Origin of the sequence: Streptomyces sp. NPDC051963 (genome assembly GCF_044593495.1) — a bacterium.
Taxonomy (GTDB): Bacteria; Actinomycetota; Actinomycetes; order Streptomycetales; family Streptomycetaceae; genus Streptomyces.
In genome coordinates this window covers 1-15,759 of the sequence record NZ_JBIUCC010000006.1, presented here as the reverse complement: position 1 = coordinate 15,759, position 15,759 = coordinate 1, and the positions used below count along the sequence as shown (strand labels likewise).

Annotated in this window: 16 protein-coding genes and 2 pseudogenes; 11 read left to right on the top strand and 7 right to left on the bottom strand. The window is 68.3% G+C overall.

All coding sequences use genetic code 11. The annotated features are described in order from the left end of the window. Positions 1 to 75: 75 nt before the first annotated feature. The 6 genes from ACIHFB_RS24495 to ACIHFB_RS24470 all read left to right on the top strand — a co-directional run bounded on the left by ACIHFB_RS24495 (position 76) and on the right by ACIHFB_RS24470 (position 5,937). The gene (locus ACIHFB_RS24495; RefSeq protein WP_400127896.1) at positions 76 to 1,242 is read left to right on the top strand and encodes a hypothetical protein; all 1,167 of its coding nucleotides are present in this window, start codon (positions 76 to 78) and stop codon (positions 1,240 to 1,242) included. 11 nt (positions 1,243 to 1,253) lie between these two features. Next, a complete protein-coding gene (locus ACIHFB_RS24490) occupies positions 1,254 to 3,380 on the top strand; it encodes a tetratricopeptide repeat protein (protein ID WP_400127895.1) in 2,127 nt (708 codons plus the stop codon). Continuing rightward, positions 3,377 to 3,892 (top strand): flavin reductase family protein, encoded by a 516-nt coding sequence (locus tag ACIHFB_RS24485; RefSeq protein WP_365287480.1) that lies wholly within the window; start codon positions 3,377 to 3,379, stop codon positions 3,890 to 3,892. The genes ACIHFB_RS24490 and ACIHFB_RS24485 overlap by 4 nt, the downstream gene beginning before the upstream one ends. A 545-nt stretch (positions 3,893 to 4,437) precedes the next feature. Beyond that, positions 4,438 to 4,977 (top strand): winged helix-turn-helix domain-containing protein, encoded by a 540-nt coding sequence (locus ACIHFB_RS24480; protein WP_400127894.1) that lies wholly within the window; start codon positions 4,438 to 4,440, stop codon positions 4,975 to 4,977. A 106-nt stretch (positions 4,978 to 5,083) separates the two neighbouring features. Continuing rightward, entirely contained in the window at positions 5,084 to 5,500 is a 417-nt protein-coding gene (locus ACIHFB_RS24475) for a transposase (protein ID WP_400127893.1), read from the top strand. Between the two features lie 74 nt (positions 5,501 to 5,574). Continuing rightward, positions 5,575 to 5,937 carry a hypothetical protein gene (locus tag ACIHFB_RS24470; RefSeq protein ID WP_400127892.1) on the top strand — a complete coding sequence of 121 codons (363 nt, stop codon included), beginning with the start codon at positions 5,575 to 5,577 and terminating at the stop codon, positions 5,935 to 5,937. A 678-nt stretch (positions 5,938 to 6,615) separates the two neighbouring features. Here ACIHFB_RS24470 and ACIHFB_RS24465 read toward each other — a convergent pair. Beyond that, positions 6,616 to 7,002 (bottom strand): hypothetical protein, encoded by a 387-nt coding sequence (locus ACIHFB_RS24465; RefSeq protein WP_400127891.1) that lies wholly within the window; start codon positions 7,000 to 7,002, stop codon positions 6,616 to 6,618. Between the two features lie 195 nt (positions 7,003 to 7,197). Between ACIHFB_RS24465 and ACIHFB_RS24460 the strand changes: the two genes are divergently transcribed. After that, positions 7,198 to 7,680 carry a hypothetical protein gene (locus tag ACIHFB_RS24460; protein WP_400127890.1) on the top strand — a complete coding sequence of 161 codons (483 nt, stop codon included), beginning with the start codon at positions 7,198 to 7,200 and terminating at the stop codon, positions 7,678 to 7,680. Further along, entirely contained in the window at positions 7,677 to 7,991 is a 315-nt protein-coding gene (locus ACIHFB_RS24455) for a transcriptional regulator (RefSeq protein WP_306935027.1), read from the top strand. The genes ACIHFB_RS24460 and ACIHFB_RS24455 overlap by 4 nt, the downstream gene beginning before the upstream one ends. On the opposite strand, the gene ACIHFB_RS24450 is transcribed toward ACIHFB_RS24455, so the two are convergent. The 3 genes from ACIHFB_RS24450 to ACIHFB_RS24440 are packed head-to-tail and all read right to left on the bottom strand — an operon-like array spanning position 7,925 to position 9,526. Then, positions 7,925 to 9,016 carry a transposase family protein gene (locus tag ACIHFB_RS24450; protein ID WP_400127889.1) on the bottom strand — a complete coding sequence of 364 codons (1,092 nt, stop codon included), beginning with the start codon at positions 9,014 to 9,016 and terminating at the stop codon, positions 7,925 to 7,927. The genes ACIHFB_RS24455 and ACIHFB_RS24450 overlap by 67 nt on opposite strands. A 52-nt stretch (positions 9,017 to 9,068) precedes the next feature. Continuing rightward, positions 9,069 to 9,305, bottom strand: coding sequence for a hypothetical protein (locus ACIHFB_RS24445; RefSeq protein WP_400127888.1), 237 nt, complete (start codon positions 9,303 to 9,305; stop codon positions 9,069 to 9,071). Positions 9,306 to 9,307: 2 nt separating this feature from the next. Next, positions 9,308 to 9,526 carry a hypothetical protein gene (locus ACIHFB_RS24440; protein WP_400127887.1) on the bottom strand — a complete coding sequence of 73 codons (219 nt, stop codon included), beginning with the start codon at positions 9,524 to 9,526 and terminating at the stop codon, positions 9,308 to 9,310. Positions 9,527 to 10,131: 605 nt separating this feature from the next. Between ACIHFB_RS24440 and ACIHFB_RS24435 the strand changes: the two genes are divergently transcribed. The 3 genes from ACIHFB_RS24435 to ACIHFB_RS24425 all read left to right on the top strand — a co-directional run bounded on the left by ACIHFB_RS24435 (position 10,132) and on the right by ACIHFB_RS24425 (position 12,992). After that, entirely contained in the window at positions 10,132 to 10,359 is a 228-nt protein-coding gene (locus tag ACIHFB_RS24435) for a hypothetical protein (protein WP_365287466.1), read from the top strand. 1,133 nt (positions 10,360 to 11,492) lie between these two features. Then, the gene (locus ACIHFB_RS24430; protein WP_400127886.1) at positions 11,493 to 11,831 is read left to right on the top strand and encodes a DUF2750 domain-containing protein; all 339 of its coding nucleotides are present in this window, start codon (positions 11,493 to 11,495) and stop codon (positions 11,829 to 11,831) included. 444 nt (positions 11,832 to 12,275) lie between these two features. Next, complete coding sequence (locus tag ACIHFB_RS24425) at positions 12,276 to 12,992, top strand: BPL-N domain-containing protein (protein WP_400128264.1); 717 nt, start codon at positions 12,276 to 12,278, stop codon at positions 12,990 to 12,992. A gap of 53 nt (positions 12,993 to 13,045) precedes the next feature. On the opposite strand, the pseudogene ACIHFB_RS24420 reads toward ACIHFB_RS24425, so the two are convergent. The 3 genes and pseudogenes from ACIHFB_RS24420 to ACIHFB_RS24410 form a co-directional block, all read right to left on the bottom strand. After that, positions 13,046 to 14,164, bottom strand: a pseudogene (locus ACIHFB_RS24420) (IS630 family transposase); the annotation flags it as partial. Between the two features lie 83 nt (positions 14,165 to 14,247). After that, positions 14,248 to 14,457, bottom strand: a pseudogene (locus ACIHFB_RS24415) (transposase); the annotation flags it as partial. 2 nt (positions 14,458 to 14,459) lie between these two features. Beyond that, the gene (locus ACIHFB_RS24410) at positions 14,460 to 15,287 is read right to left on the bottom strand and encodes a DUF6083 domain-containing protein (protein WP_400127885.1); all 828 of its coding nucleotides are present in this window, start codon (positions 15,285 to 15,287) and stop codon (positions 14,460 to 14,462) included. Positions 15,288 to 15,759: the final 472 nt, after the last annotated feature.

Genomic DNA, 15,759 nt, shown 5'->3' with positions numbered 1-15,759 from the left:
CGTGGGTCGTCGGGTGGGGTACGGACCGCATCACTTGCAGAGCCTTTCGAGCCGGTGAGGAGGCCCGGGTCACTCATGACAGCCGTCGAATTCCACCCGCTGACGTTCGTCGACGAACCTGACGGCGTCGTGGTGGGCCGCTCCGACACGCAGTCCTACGCCGTGCTGCCCGACGACGGCGCGGCCCTGCTGCGCCGGCTCGCCTCCGGTATGACCCTGGAGGAAGCCGCCCAGTGGTACCACACGGAGTTCGGCGAGTCCGTCGACATGACCGACTTCCTCGACACCTTGCGCGAGCTGGGCTTCGTCAGGGAGGGCACGGACGACCCCGCCCGGCTGCCGCCTCTGCGGCTGCGGCGGCTGGGCGCATGGGCCTTCTCGCCGGCCGCCTGGGCCGGATACGCGGCCCTGGTGACCGCATGCGTCGTCATGCTGGTGACGCATCCCGGGGTCAGGCCCCACACGGACAACGTGTTCTTCAGCCCCTCGCTCGTCGTTGTGCAGTTGTCGCTGGCGCTGGCACAGGCGCCGGCCGTGAGCTGGCACGAGTTCTTCCATGTGCTGGCCGGGCGGCGGCTTGGAGTGCCGACCCGGTTGTCGATGAGCAGGCGGCTGTACTTCCTGGTGGTGGAGACCGACCTCGACGGGTTGTACGGCGTCCCGAGGAGGAAGCGGTACGTACCGTTCCTCGCCGGGATGCTGGCCGACGTGCTGTTGTTCAGCGCGCTGACCCTGCTGGCGGGGTCGGGCCCTTCGTGGGCGGCCGGGCCGGCGCTGGCCGTCGCCTACACGATCCTGTTCCGCCTGGTCTGGCAGTTCTACCTGTTTCTGCGCACCGACCTGTACTACGTGTTCACGACCCTGCTCGGCTGCTCCGCCCTGCACGACGCGACGTCTGCCTACCTGCGCACGAAGCTGAGCCGGCTGCCGGGCGTACGGCCATCAGACCTCGACGGGTCGGCGTGGTCGCCGCGGGACCGGCTCATGGCTCCCTGGTTCGCGTTGGTGACGGTCTGCGGCGTCGGCTTCCTGCTGGCCACCGCCGCGCTGGCCGTCGTACCGCTGCTGTGGGGCTTCGCCACCCGGCTCGGACCGCAACTGGCACACGGCACGGCCGGCGGAGCCGGATTCTGGGACGCCATCGTGTCGCTCGCCCTGTTCTTCACCGATCTCGCCCTCCTCGTCATGGTCTCGCGCCGCGAGGCGGCACGTGGGGCACGTAAGGGCACAAAACCACGATGAAAGGAGACTCCATGAACACCCGACTGTGGCGCTCCGGGCCCGACGCAACGGCTTCGGAGCCGGCCGATGTGACGGTCAGCTGCCATCGGCGGCTCCGCGGCCCGTACACCGGGACCGGCAGCCTGATGCGGTCGCTGGTACCCGCGGTGTACGAACGGTGGCCCGACCTGGTGGGCGACCACGCCATCGAGATCCTCTCCGTGGCGCCGGAGCTGAAGAAGCGCATCGGGGCCGCGCCGGGGACCCTGACGTCGTTGGCAGTGCCCGAGGAGCAGACACGTATCTACGCGCCGGTACGCACCCGTCGGCTGGCCCACGGCCTGGTCGAGTTCCTGGACGCCTACGTCACGCTGAGCGGTCTCGGCGCGCTGCGGCTGACGTTCGCGGACGTCGACGAGGCCGACCACACCGACCAGGAGTTTCTGGCGATCCTGCTACGGCGCACCCAGGGACGCCCGATCGCCATCACCGTCGGCACCCGGGGCGCCGATCTGACGGACGAACTCGCATCCGCGCTCAGCCGGTACGCCCGTCCTGCCTGCACACTCGTCGAAAGCTCCGCCGCCGGGGACGTCCGCGATCAGGACAGGTTGCTGCGCGCGTACATCGACGCGGACGGCACCTCCGACAACCCGGACGAACAGGCCGCCCACCGCGCCGCCGATCCCGCCGTCCGGGCCGAACTCCACGACGAACGGGCCGCGCAGCTCGTACGCCAAGGCGACTGGAGCCTGCGTCTCGGAGCCATCCCCTACCACCTCGAACATGGCCGCGACCCGGCCAAGGCGGGTGGCGAAGCCTTCCTCGATGCCGCGTCCTACTGCGCCCGCATGGGGTTCTGGCACGTGATACTCGACCTCTCCCCGCGAGGCAGGGCGGTGGCCAGCCCCGAACGGGCGGAGACCTACTGGCACCTCACCGGCAAGATGTCCACGGCACTCGCCCTCCTGGGGCGCAGCGCCGAGGCCGAACGCTTCTACCTGGAGGTGCGAGGCCGGTACACCCAGCCGCTGGCCCAGACTTTCAGCGGTTACGCCCTGGCCATGCTCTACACCCGCCTTCACCCACCGGAGCGGCGGGACCACCACCTTGCGAAGGCCTACGTCAACAGCTCGGTCGCCGTGGCGGCCCTGCTGCCGGACCCCGAGCTGCGGACGTTCCACTCGGTCTTCCAGCGGAACGGGCTCGCCCTGGTCGAGATGCACCTGGGCAACCTCGCGGAGTCCTTCCGTCTGGTGGACGAGGGGCTGCAACAGATGGACCGGGAACTTCCGGCCGAACGGCACCAGGTCCACCGGTCGGCCCTGATCCACAACCGGGCCAGGGTCCTCGGGGCCCTCGGCCGGCTCCCCGAAGCCCTGGCCGACTTCACAGGGGTCATCGAGATCGACCCGAACTACCCCGACTACTACCTCGATCGTGCCTCCCTCCTGCAGAAGCTGGGCGATTCCTCCGCCGCCCTGGCGGACTACGACAAGGCGATCACCCTGGGCCCGCCGTTCTGGGAAATCCACTTCAACCGGGCCGACCTGCGGTCCCGGCTCGGCGACACCGACGGCGCGATCGCCGACCTGGCGCGCGTCGTCGAACTCGAACCCGACCAGCTCGACGCCCGCGTCAACCTCATCGGCCTGCTCCTCGAAACCGGCGAGGCCGACGCGGTGGACCCCCTACTCCAGGAGGGCCTGCGACTCGCCCCCGGCGACGCCCGCCTGATCCTGGTACGCGGCCAACTCGCCTGGGAGTCCGGCCGGGCCGACCTGGCCCGGCAGGACTTCGACCTGGCGCTGGAGGCGGACCCGGAGCTGGTTCCGGCGCTGGCGAGCCGCGCCACGCTCGCCGTCGAATCCGGCGACCTCGACTCCGCGCTGAGCGACCTGACCCGCGCCGTCGAGACCGACCCCGACAACTCCGACCTGCTGTACAACCGCGGTTACGTGTACCAGGCGGCGCAACGCTGGGCGGCCGCGGTCGCCGACTACACGCAGGCGCTCGGGCTCCCCGACGCCGACGTGGGCGAGTTGCTCCGGCAGCGGTCCCTGTGCCACCGGGAGCTGGGCGACCCGGCTGCGGAGCGCGCCGACCTGGACGCCGCTCGCACGGCGTCCGGCCAAGCTGTGCCGGCCGGTGCGGCATGACCGCCCTCCCGCTGCCACCCGACGTGGCCCCGACCCCGGGGCCCCTCCAGGACGACTTCCACCGGTTCATGCGCACGTGGGCCACGGGGATCGCCGTGGTCACCAGCCGACGGGCGCAGCGGCCCATGGGCTGCACGGTCACCGCGCTCACCTCGGTGTCGCTGCGACCGGCGCTGCTGCTGGTTTCGCTGGCCCGGGACAGCCGCACCCTGGCCGCGATCCGGGAACAGGGCGCGTTCGGCGTCAACGTGCTCTCCGCCGAACAGACCGGTCTCGCCGGCCACTTCGCCACCGCCCCCGGCGACCGGTTCGCGGAGGTGCCCCACCACCTCGTCGAAGGTGTGCCGCTCCTGGACGAGGCGCTGGCCACGGCGGTCTGCCAGGTCGAGCACACCATCACCGTGGCCGACCACACACTGGTGCTGGGCCACCCCGGCCGATACGGCGGCATCCGCGCACTTGCGCCACTGATCCGCTTCGGCGGCAGCAACGTGCACCTGCCGAGGAACTGAGCTTGTCCCACCGTTTTGGCGCGGGTCTACGCCGGTCATTCGTAGGATCGGTGGGCCCGAGGGTTCCGGGTATGGCAGTGAGCTTGTCGCCGCTCGATGGCTGAAAAGACTTGGCCGCCCGGAGCACGTGACGGTCACAACCCCTCATGGGGATACGCGACTTGATCGCTGTGTAGGACAACGTCGGCAAGGCCGTCCGCGGGACCGCAGAACGAACAGCTGACGGAGGCGGTCATGTTCAGGATCTGGGCCGGAGTCGACATCGGCAAGGAGCATCACCACTGTGTGGCACTCGACACCCGTGGTGAACGGTGGCTGTCGCGCCCTGCGCCCCTCTGAGGAATGCCGGACCCCCACCACCGAGGAATGGGACTCCTTCCTCGGCCACTTCGAACGCCGCAAACTCCCCGTAGGCATCTGCGCTCGGGCATTCGGCACGCCCTGCATTCACGAACATGCCTGCTTATCCGAACTGCTGAACTTGATTGGGTGATGTCGGCGCCGTTCGCCTGACGGCGGCTGCTCAGCTCCGGTAGCTCTGGACCGTGAGATACGCGCAGGGTGGCGGGTTGACCGACGCGGAGAGGGCCGCGCGGGAGCAGATCCGGCTGCGGGCCGTGGAACGCTTCGAGCGTGAGGAGAAGAACCGGGAGATAGCTGCCGCACTGCGAGTCAGCGAGCGGTCGGTGGAGCGGTGGCGCCGCCAGTGGCGCGAGCGAGGCGAGGCTGGAGTTTTGTCGAAAGGCTCGCCCGGGCGGCCGAGGCTCAGCGAGAAACAGGTGGCCAAGCTGGAGCGGGAGTTGGAGCGCGGCCCCTTGGTCCACGGTTGGGCCGACCAGCGGTGGACGCTGGCCCGTGTGAAGACGCTGATCGGCCGGCTGTTCCACGTGTCGTACACCGTCGAGGGGACGTGGCGGCTGCTGAAGCAGCACGGCTGGTCGTGGCAGCAACCTGCCCGCCGCGCGATCGAGCGTGACGGCGCTGCGGTGGACCTGTGGAAGAAGGAGGTCTGGCCGCGGGTAAGAGCGTCGCGGCGGCCTGCGATGGATGGATCGTCTTCGAGGACGAGGCCGGTCAGTCGCTGACGCCGCCGCGAGCCAGAACTTGGGGCCGCCGGGGGTGCACTCCTGTGGTCCGCGTGCGCGGCCGGGGCTCGGGCCGGGTATCGATGGCAGGCATGACCTGCTACAAATGCGGCGAGCGCCCCGGCTGTTCCACTCCGTCCGCGAGTACACCGGACGCAAAGACCAGCCCAAGGGCTTCGGCCGGCGCGACTTCCGCGATTTGCTGATCCGCGCCCGCATCCAGCTCGGCGGCCCGATCGTCCTGGTCTGGGACAACGTTCGCCTGCATCTGACCAAGTCGTTGTGGGGGTTCATCGAAGCGAACGTGGGCTGGCTCACGGTCTTCCAGCTGCCCACCTACGCGCCCGACCTGAACCCGCGAGAGGGCATCTGGTCGTTGGTCAAGCGCGACATCGGCAACCTTGCCGCAGCCGACGCCAGCCAGATCACCCGTGCCGTGAAGCGCAAGCTCAAGATGCTGCAGTACCGACCGGAAGTCATCAACGGCTGCCTCGCCGGCACCGGCCTGGCCCTGGACGTGTGAACACGTGGCCGGTAGAACGACGATGGAGCGAGGACGGCCGGAGACTAAAGTTGCTGGTCAGATACGGTGACGGGATGAACGAGAGCCTGCCTGCCGACGTAGCCGACGCGCTTGCGGCAGTCCTGAGCGCGGACAACCCAGTTCATGTCGCGCTCCGAAGGCAGGTTCCGCGCCTCACCGTGCGAGCGCGTTGCACATGCGGGTGCGGCACCGCCTACTTCGAACTCGACACCAGCAAGGTGGATCCTGCGCCCACCGGCCCCGGCACGGTCGTGGCGGCCGAAGCGCAGCTCGTCACCGAAGCCGGCGAGTGCCCCGGTGAGGTCCTGGTCTTCACCCGGGACGGCTACCTGTCGTGGCTGGAAGTCTGTTCATGGAACGACGACATCGAAGTGACATTGGCCGCCGCGCGGCACTGGCTGCATACACGCTCTTGATCCCGAACGACCAACGCCCAGCGAGCTCTACGGCACCGCCGACATCACGAGTTCAAGTTCAGTAGCCGACCAGGATGCCGTGGCGAGCGTCACCGACTGTCAGGTTCTGCGTCCCCTGAAGTATGAACTCGACTGCGCGGGTGGCGTCTTCGAGCAGGAGGTCACTGGGGCCGTCACCGAAGTCGTCGCCCGCTTGGACGCCTGCTCGCCGTTGCTCTGCCCAACAGCACGAGCGTGAGCACGGCCACTCTCAGCCAAGCGCGGGCACAGGGGCGTGCCGTCCAGGACGCTCTTGTGGCAACGGCCCAAGCACAGGCAGTGGTTGGCCGTCTGCGTGACCGGTGACCTCGCGAGTGAGGGGTGCACAACCTGAATCTCCGCTGGTCAGCGGTGTTGGCGTGGGAGGCCAGTGGTGTACTCGCGGTGGTGGGGCGGCGGGAGTCTGGAGCGTAGATCATCTGACACGTCGGGGATGGGGCTTTCCGGGTTTGTCCGCGCCGCAGCGGTCGGGGTTCCTACGATCGCGGGCGGGGTGCCTGATCGTTCGGGAGGGGAAGCGTGTCACGGCCGCGCCACCTCCGCGACCTGCACGTTCACGTTGAACACAGCTCAATGGGGCCGGTGGCCTACGAGTTGGGGGATGCGGCTCTGGCGGCGTGTCTGCGTGTACGCGTGCGTCTATGCGGCATGTTCTGAAGTCCTCCCGTGACTGACATTTGCGCGTCCTTCCCAGGCGTCGAGGACCCGGTCGAGGGCTGCTTTGACGCCGGCTGTGTAGGCGGCGGCGTGGAGCAGATGGTTCTCGGCGGTGCGCAGTTCTGTGCAAATCTTCAGGCGTCGCTCGTCGAGGGCGACGCCTTCGGTTGGTCGAGTAGCACCGGCCGTGGCTCGTCGCCCGGTGGCGACCGGTTCGAACTCCGGGGTCACTCCTGGGGAGTTCTTCACCGCGTGGCACCAGTCGGCGAGTTGGGCGATGGCGTGCGCGTCGTCGGCTATCCGGCCGGCAAGGTTGTCCAGCCTCCTCCGGTCGGCAGGATTCGAACACCTGTGCTCATTGAACTGCATGGCAGGATTCCTCTTCAAGCCATAGCTGGGGTGTCGTGATGTGGGGTTCGAGCAGGTCAGGGGTGCCCTGCGACCGGCAGAGGCGTTGGCCGTCACCTCAGCCGTCGAGGCAGTGTTTCGCCGCCTGGGAAAGTACTTGCCAGTTAGGAAAATGCTTGGTACTTTCCCTCTAGGAAAGTACTTCGAGGAGGGCATATGTCTGACCAGGTACGTCCGGAGGAGGCCGCACGCGCACTCACCGAGATCGGCCAGCGGCAGGAGCAGGTCATCCGGATGGCCGGCACTCCCAACTGGTTCTGGTGGGCCATCGCGTTCCTGATGGTCGCGATGGCAGCGGTCGCCGAGACCGGGCAGGGGCTCGTCGCCGTGATCGGCACCGCCGTGTTGGTGGCCGGCGTGCTCGCCACCGCCGGGCTGGTGGCGTTCCGCGCGGTCCGCAGACCCCAGCCGCGCACCAGCCTGCCCGTCCCCCGTTTAGTGGTCGCGGCTCTGGTCTTCGCGGCGGTCCTCGTCGGCGTATCGCTGGCCGCCACGTTCACCCTGAAGGCGTCCGGGGTCTCGTACCCCGGGACCATCGGTGTCTCGGTCACCGCCGTGGTGCTTGTGGTCGGTGGACCGATGCAAACGCGGTACCTTCAGCGCCTCATGCTCGCGAACCGGCCCGGGAGCCGTCGGTGACCAAGCCCAAGTTCGACGAGCTGATCCACGCACCCACCCGGCTCTCGCTCGTCTCGTTGCTCGCAGCCACCGAGTGGGCCGACTTCAAGTTCCTGCGCGACAGCGCCGGCCTGTCGGACTCCGCCCTGTCCAAACAGCTCACGACGCTCGAGGCCGCCGGCTACATCGAGATCCGCAAGGGCTTCGTCGGAAAGCGGCCGCGCACGTCGGCGCGGCTCACCAGCGTCGGCCGGGCCGCCTTCGATCAGCACGTCGCGGCCCTGCAGGAGATCATCGCCAAGGCAGGCGCGTCGGTACTCCCCTCGACCTGAAGGACGCACGGAAGGGCCTCCCACGCCCTCGGGACATCACACGACCGCCCGCCACGTGGACACATCGAACGCGAAACGCTCCCGATTGAGTTGTGTTCTACGTGAACGCGCAGTCGCGGGGTGGCGTGGCCGGGTGATGCCGTACCGGTACTGGTCGCGGGGGCCTGTCTGGCGTGAAGATCGTCGGTCAGCGGGCGATCTCGTGCCAGGTGAGGATCATCATCCCGTAGGAGTCGGGTGGCCCACTTCACGTCGAGGCGGAGCTTGGCTAGTATCCGCCAGTTCTTCAGATGCGCGAAGGCGTGCTCGCATACCGCCCGTTCCGCCGCGATCAGCTGGTTGACCAGCTTCTTCGCGGGCGGGAGCTTCTTGCCCTTGGGCTTCTTGTAGCCGGTGATGACCGCCGGGTCGGCGTCCGGGCCGCCGTCGTCGAGGCCGACGAAGCCGAGGTCGGCGATGGCGGCGAGGCCGGCCTCGCGGAGCCGGCCGACCAGGTCGTCGTGACGGCAGGCGGTGATCTCCGAGCCGCGCGCCGGGCGGGCGGTGGAGGTCCACAACAGCCGTCCCTTGACGTCGGTCAGGGCGATGACCAGCAGCCCGTGCCGTTTGTGCTTCGCCGACCAGCGCCGCCGCATGGGCAGGCCCGTCTGGCGCTGGGTGGGTATCAGCGACCCGTCGAGCAGAACCACGCTGCCACCCTCCCGGGCGATTTTCGCCAGCACCCGCTCCAACCTGGGGGCTCGCGCGGCCAGCAGGTCGATCATCTCCTTCAGCCACCGGTCCACCGTGGTACGGGAGATGTCGTTGCCGCCGGCGAGGTCGGCCAGGCGCTGGTCATGCCGCAGCGCGGCCAGCACGATCACCGCGATCCGCCCGGCCGGGAGCTTCCGCCACCGGGAGCGGATCTGCTTCAGGTGGGCGCGCAGCAGCCCGGTCAGGAAGGTCAGGGTCTGCGTGGCCAGCGTCAGCCGGCACGGGTAGACAAGCTCGGTGTGGGCCCCGGCCGGGGGAGACTTTGTAGGCATACGTCATCAACTCGGGCCGGGGGCCGCCTGGTTACGGCCTCACCGCGGGAGATCACGCCCGGATGGTGAAGGTGCCGTTCGACAGCTTGTGCAGCCAGCCCCGATCGGCCAGCTTCGACAGCTTCCCGCGCAGCGGCTCCAGCCGGCCGGGCACCGAGGCGTCGATCCCCAGCTCGGCGCCGACGTCCTTGACCATCACCGGCCCGCCCGCCGCCTTCACTATCCCAAGCATCCGTCGGTAGTCACCGGGCAGCGCGGACGCATCCGGAACGTCGCTGCGGTGCGGCACCTTCAGCACCGACCGGCCCGAGACCTCACCCGCTGCGGTGCCCCGGCGTCCGCCTCCTCGGCGACAGCCTCGACTTCCTGCTCGTACAGACGCCGCAGCACCCGCTCCGCGACAGCCAACTCCTCGCGCTCGGCGTCCACCTCGGCCAGCTGCTTGGCCAGCGCCTCCGCGAGCTGGTCCAACTCAACCCGGCGAGCTGCGATCTTCTCCAGCGACGACACGCTTCCCCTCCCGAACGATCAGGCACCCCGCCCGCGATCGTAGGAACCCCGACCGCTGCGGCGCGGACAAACCCGGAAAGCCCCATCCCCGACGTGTCAGATGATCTACGCTCCAGACTCCCGCCGCCCCACCACCGCGAGTACGCCACTGGCCTCCCACGCCAGCACCGCTGACCAGCGGAGATTCAGGTTGTGCACCCCTCATTGCGGGACGCGGGTGGCCGTCTGCTGGGTGCGCCGGAACCTGGGGTGGGCTCCAGTCGACGGGGTGCTGGGCGAGAAGGTAGATGGCGTGGGCGGTTGTGGTGTTGAGGGTGTGCGCGAGCTGGGCGATGGAGAAGTCGCTGCCGGGTATGGCCTGGTGGAGCCGGTCGGGGGTGATGCTGTCCGGGTCCGGTCCGGGGAGGACGAGATGGCGCATCGCATGGGCGGGCAGCTGGGGGGTCCGTTGGGCGGGTTCGTCGATGCCGTGTGCGTCGAGCAGGGTGCGGGCGGTGTGCTGGAGCAGTTGGTGCTCGGCGGGCAGGATCCGCCAGCGGAAGCGCTGGTATTGCCCGCGTTGGAGGCGGTCGCGGGCGCGATGGCCGGGTGCGCGAGGCGCGGTGGTGAGCCGGTCAGGGTGGGAGCAGTTGATCGGCAACGTCGCAGAGGAGGCGAGCGCGCGCGTCGAGCGGGCCCTCGACATCGGAGCCCGCACATCCTCACTCGTACGCCCGTGCCCGGAGTGCAGCGGCCAGCTGGAGATGTACGGAGGCGCCGGCGCATCCCCAGTCGCGCACTGCACCAAGTGCGGGCACATCTGGACCGGACAGCACGCCACCACTGCCGCATAGACGCGACAGAGCCCCCGCACCGCCCATGCGGGGGCTCGCGTACGCGTTATGGACCTTGGCACCCGACTACAGATGCTCGCAGAGGGAATTGGGCTTCCGCAGCGCCCTCATTTCATAACTGTTCCCGCTGTAAAGCTCTTCGGTCCGTGGGCCCTGCACGAGATGAGGCTTACCAGTTTCCCCGTCGTCCTGCACATAGCGCCACCTCAGGCAGTAGCCCTCTCCGACGTAGACACCCGCTGTGAACGGGTAGCCCGAACGCTGCCCGGGCGGAATCAGGTCATCGTAGGTCCCGTGCTGGTGAGGCCCAGTCAAGGACCTGAGGGCTCCGATGGGTACTGTCCCTGTATTCATGACGCTGTTGTTCGGCGCTGCGGCTGCCGGAGGACCTGACAGCAACGCCGCACCGAGAACCGCGACAGAAGCCAAGACGGCACCGTGTCGTGGCTTTATGAATCTACGCATGATTGATTCCCTCTCATCGGGGTCTCCCTGCCTCCGTTCGTGGCCGACAATGCAGCGTGAAGGTGGACAGAATCCTTGCGAAAACCTTGCTTCCCAGGTCAGCGAGGTCACCGGCGGAGGAAGACCAGCGTGTCATTCGAGGATCCAGCGCGGTATCCGGCTCAATCGACATGGGTGCGGCTCTTCTGGAGTGACAGGCGAGTGCCCGGAGCGACACCGGTGATGTCGCCGTCATCACCGAGCGCCTGGCCGACAAATCAGGGTCGGCTGTTGTAGCCGCTGTTGACCATAGCTATCCGCCATGGGTGGTACGGAAACGGTGCAGTGCGGCCAGACCTTGAGAAGGAAGGTGCCTCCGGCACCTACAACCCTTTGCAGTCGGTTTCGCCTACGGCTGCAACATGCGCGCGTGTTATAGCCCTCTGTAACCGGACAGCCCGGACAACCACCGGCAGGGCTGTCCGGTGATTTTCCGCAGGTCATAGCCTCAACTGGACAGTCGAACAGCGCGCAGCCCAATGGAGGTCAGCTCGATGTACACGGACGCGCTGGTGCTGTAGCCCTCGCCGACCGCACGGGGTGCGGAAGGATCTGGACGGAAACTGGGGCTGCCGCAGTATAAGAGCTCCTAACGAAATGAGTGTGGGAGAACGGTAGGCTCGGTGGCCATGAGTCAGAGCGGTTCGCAAGCGGCGGCATTCTTCCGAGACGTCCGCCAAAGCAGCGTGGTCTGGCTTGTCCGGGATGACGACGGAAGCCCGACTCACCTCTCTGCGAACGGCACGCGAAGTCTTCCCTTCTGGTCAACCTCGCCGCGGGCGCAGAGGGCAGCAAAGATCTGGGGGCATGGACTCCGCGTTGAGTCCATGCTCTTGGACACCTGGTGCGATCGCGTACTGCCCGATGCCGCCCGGGATGGACTCGTGATCGGCATCACTGGAGCGGGCCGCGCCTGGTCGGCTGGAGCTTCACCCCCCAACGAAGTTCTTAACCAGCTAGTGCTGTGACCGCGAAGGTTCGCCGGATTGGCGGAGCTGCGGCCTCGTCCCCGTATGGCTGGGATGAGGACCGAGCGCGGGCGATGGTGTGCTCGTCGGGTATCGGAACGGTGCCGCCGTCAGCGGCTGGCGCAACCGTCCTCGTGGCGCGGTGGTGATGCGCGGCGCGCGCTCGCCTGTTGTCGGTGCCGGAGCGCCCCGGCTCACCGAGCGTAGCCCGGTCGATGGCCCGGATAAGCCGCACCCGCTGGGCGAACCGATCACGGCCGGGAGCGAGCTGGTGAGTATCAGGAAGGAACGAGTTTGCACAGCGCCGGGTGAACGCCCATACGGATCGGCAATTATGAGTCGCCCGTGTTCCCGACAGACAAGGCAGTGCCGGTGTTACCTCCCGTCCCCTCGATGGACCGGCGGCGACTGTTTGCCCGGGCCCTTCCCGCGGCAGCCGCCACCTTGCTGACCGTTGCCTGCTCCCGGGCCGGCGGCGCCCGGGATACCGCCGAGCCGCTGCTGGCGTTGGTCTACCGCGGCCCAGAAGCCTGCGACGGATGCGCCGAGACCGGCGCCGCTCTCCTGAGGAGGGCCCCGCGCCGGTTCACGGTGAGGTACGTGGGTCCCAGCGAGGACGTACCCCTGACCGCCGACGCTCTGGCAGACGCCGACGTGTACGTCCAGCCCGGCGGGAACGACGACCTTGACGAGGCCTGGGCAGGGCTGAAGGGTGCTGCGGGCGCGATCCGAGACTGGACCCGGGACGGCGGCCGTTACCTGGGATTCTGCATGGGAGGCTATCTGGCCGGGAGGAATCCGGGTTTCGACCTGCTGCCCGGCGATACCGACCAGTACATCACCTCGCCCGGCGCGTCAGTCCACGACCAGCGGGACACGGTCGTGCCCGTGACCTGGAAGGCCAAACGGCGTCACATGTACTTCCAGGACGGACCGATCTTCCGTCTCGACCACGGTGCCGAGGCATCCATACTCGCCACATACGACAACGGGGCCTCGGCCGCGGTGGTCGCACCGTTCGGCAAGGGCCGGGTCGGAGTAGTCGGACCCCACCCGGAGGCCGACACCTCCTGGTACTCGTACAACGGGCTGAAGAATCCCGACGGCATACGTTTTGATCTCGGCTACGACCTGATCGAGGAGACCGTCAGCGGGCTGTAGCGGCCGGTGCGCGGCTTGGACCGGCCCGCCCTGGTCGCCGCTGGGTTGGGTGAGGCTGCGGTTTTGAGGGGGCGTCCGCCCCAGCGGATGCCTTTCTCGCTTCGGATGCGGGCGCGTTCCTTGCGTTCGGTGGCCAGGACGTCGCGGTGGCGTGCGTTGGCGTTGCGCCAGCGCAGGTAGGCGTGCATGGCCCGGGTCTGCACGGTGTGGTTGGGGTGGTGGGAGTTGGCGATGGTGAACTGCCGCAGTGGTCCGAAGTGCGCCTCGATCGGGTTCGCCCAGGAGGCGTAGGTCGGGGTGAAGCACAGCTCGACCTTGTGTTTCTTCGCCCAGCGGCGGATGTCGGCGCCCTTGTGTGCGGACAGGTTGTCCAGGATCACGTAGATCGGGGCGCCGTCGGGCCGGGCGGCGCGGATCGATTTCAGCGCGGCCAGCGTGTTCGCGGCTCCCTTCCTGCGGCGGTTGACGCCCCACAGGCGGTCGTCGCCGACCGAGTAGCAGCCGTGAAAGTAGCGTACTCCATGGGTGCGGTGGTAACTGGCGGGCAGCCGGTCGGGGTGCCGTTGCTCGGCCCATCCCGAGCCTGCGGTGGGCTTGATGCCGAGCGGGCCGAATTCGTCGAAGGCGAAGACCCGGTCCGGGAAGCGGTCCAGGACCTCCTCGATCCGGTCGAGTTTCGTATCGCGTTCGGGGTCCGGGGACTCCTTCCACGTCTTGGTGCGCTGGAAGGTGATGCCGCGGCGGGCGAGTAGGCAGCGTAATGCTTCGCGACCGATGTGGATGATGCGGCCGTGGACCTTGCGCAGGTAGACGACGAGCTTCCGCAGTGACCAGCGGGTGAACGGCTGGCCGAGTTTGATGGGGCGGGTGGTGGCCGTCTGGATGACGAAGTCCTCGTCGTCAGGGCTGAGCAGGCGGGGACGGCCTCCCGCCCACTTAGGGTCCAGGCAGCCCAGGCCGATCTCGTTGAAGCGGTGGATCACATCGCGGACAGTGTCCTCGTCGGCCTGCACCAGCTGGGCGATCACCGGCACCCGGTTCCCTCCGGCGGAGGCCAGCAGCATCATCGCGCGCCGGTAGCGCACCGAGCTGGTGCTGCCCCGGCGCACGATCTGCTGCAGCTTCTGGCCCTCCTGGCCGGTCAGTCTGCGCACACGGACTGGTTCGGCCACCGCGCCTCCAGCGGTCGGATCGGACATCACCGCACATCCAACCGCCACGACCACCAACCCGGCGAACCTACGCGGTCACAGCACTAGCGGCGGCTCACACAGTGACCTGAGTGTCGGTGAGTGATGAGACAGCAGGCGAGTTTGAGGAACGCTTCGTGGATGTCGGCTCGGCGCTCCCAGCAGATCCGTAAGCGCCTGAAGCCGTGCAGCCACGCGAAACTCCTTTCGATCACCCAGCGGTAGGTGCCCAGTCCAGTGCCATGTCGTGTTCCGCAGCGCGCGATGGCCGGCTGCCTCATGGCTGAACCGCCCTTCGTGCGCAGCCTGCAGGCCCGGGACGTTGAGTGCGGGCGGGCAGGCGCGTGCTGATGTGCTCGTGATGGCGCAGCGGATCGAAGGGCTCCCACTCGGTCACCGCCAGGTCGGCGGCCGTGGGCGTGGCGGCGTGCTGAGGGCAGCGCTGGGCGCGCCAGCGCAACTGCTCCGTGTACGGCAGGTTGCTGAGTTCGTAGATGGCCATGACGGCAGCGGGCAGGGCGAGTTGACCGCTGGTTGCGGTGGCCGGGGCCAACATCCAGGTGCCGTGCGGGCCATCGGACGTGAGCAGTGCGCTGGTGCAGCGGTGACGTCGAAGGGTCTGGGCGACGCACTGGATCTCATCCACCGGGCGGGCAGCAAGGTAGCGAACGTACAGCAACTGCACGACGGGCCGGGCCGGGCGGCAGACGGCCGCATGGGGCGCCGCGCCGTCCTGCGGGGCTGGAGCAGGGGTGAAGACGCGGGCATCGATGAGACGGCGGGAGTTCACGGCCAGCGACCGGCGCAGCTCGGCGAGTTCGGGAGGAGTCGGGGGAGCGTCCCGGGCGGGACAGACGACGGCGTGCGGCAGACGGCACCAGTCGCTGCCGTCCCCGGCCGGGTGGGCTACACCAGAGCTGACGTGCCAGCGGCACTCGTCAGGCACCCGGGCGATCGGCAGTTCCTGGGGATGGAGACACGCGGGCCGTTCATTGCCGCGGTGGTACCACTCGATCCGGTTGCCGCAGTCGCGGCACCGGTCGCTTTGACCGCACCGCAGCAGCCGGCTGACACCGTCGAGGGAGACCTGCAGGGAACGGCGCACACGATGAGGGACAACCGGTGTGCCGTCCCAGTGCCGGGCGGTAGATCGTTGGGTGGGGCGCATGCGGGCGAAGGTGCCAGCCAACACGCCGCATTTACGGCAGCAATGCCGCTGGATCACTCAGCCAGCCTCACATCGGGCGACTGACGTTCGAGGACCTGATCAAGTATTCGAGGCGGTCTCGCCGGTATGGGTGATCTGCAACGCCAAGTCGGATGGCCTGTCAGTCCTGGGCTGATCCCGGCAGGCCGTGCCCGCGGCACAGGGTGCTGAAGAGCTCGTCGAGAACGGCTCGATCCACTTCGGATCATGCGCTGAGATCACCCCACCCATGCCCGGCCAACGCACCAACCGCCCCACCGGTTACGGGACAACCTCTAACGACCTCGTGCACGGTTGGCCGTGGCTTGGCCCCGGGTAGCTCGTTGAACTGGGCATGATGGGGGCTGGGGCGCGCGAATTGATCGTGGCG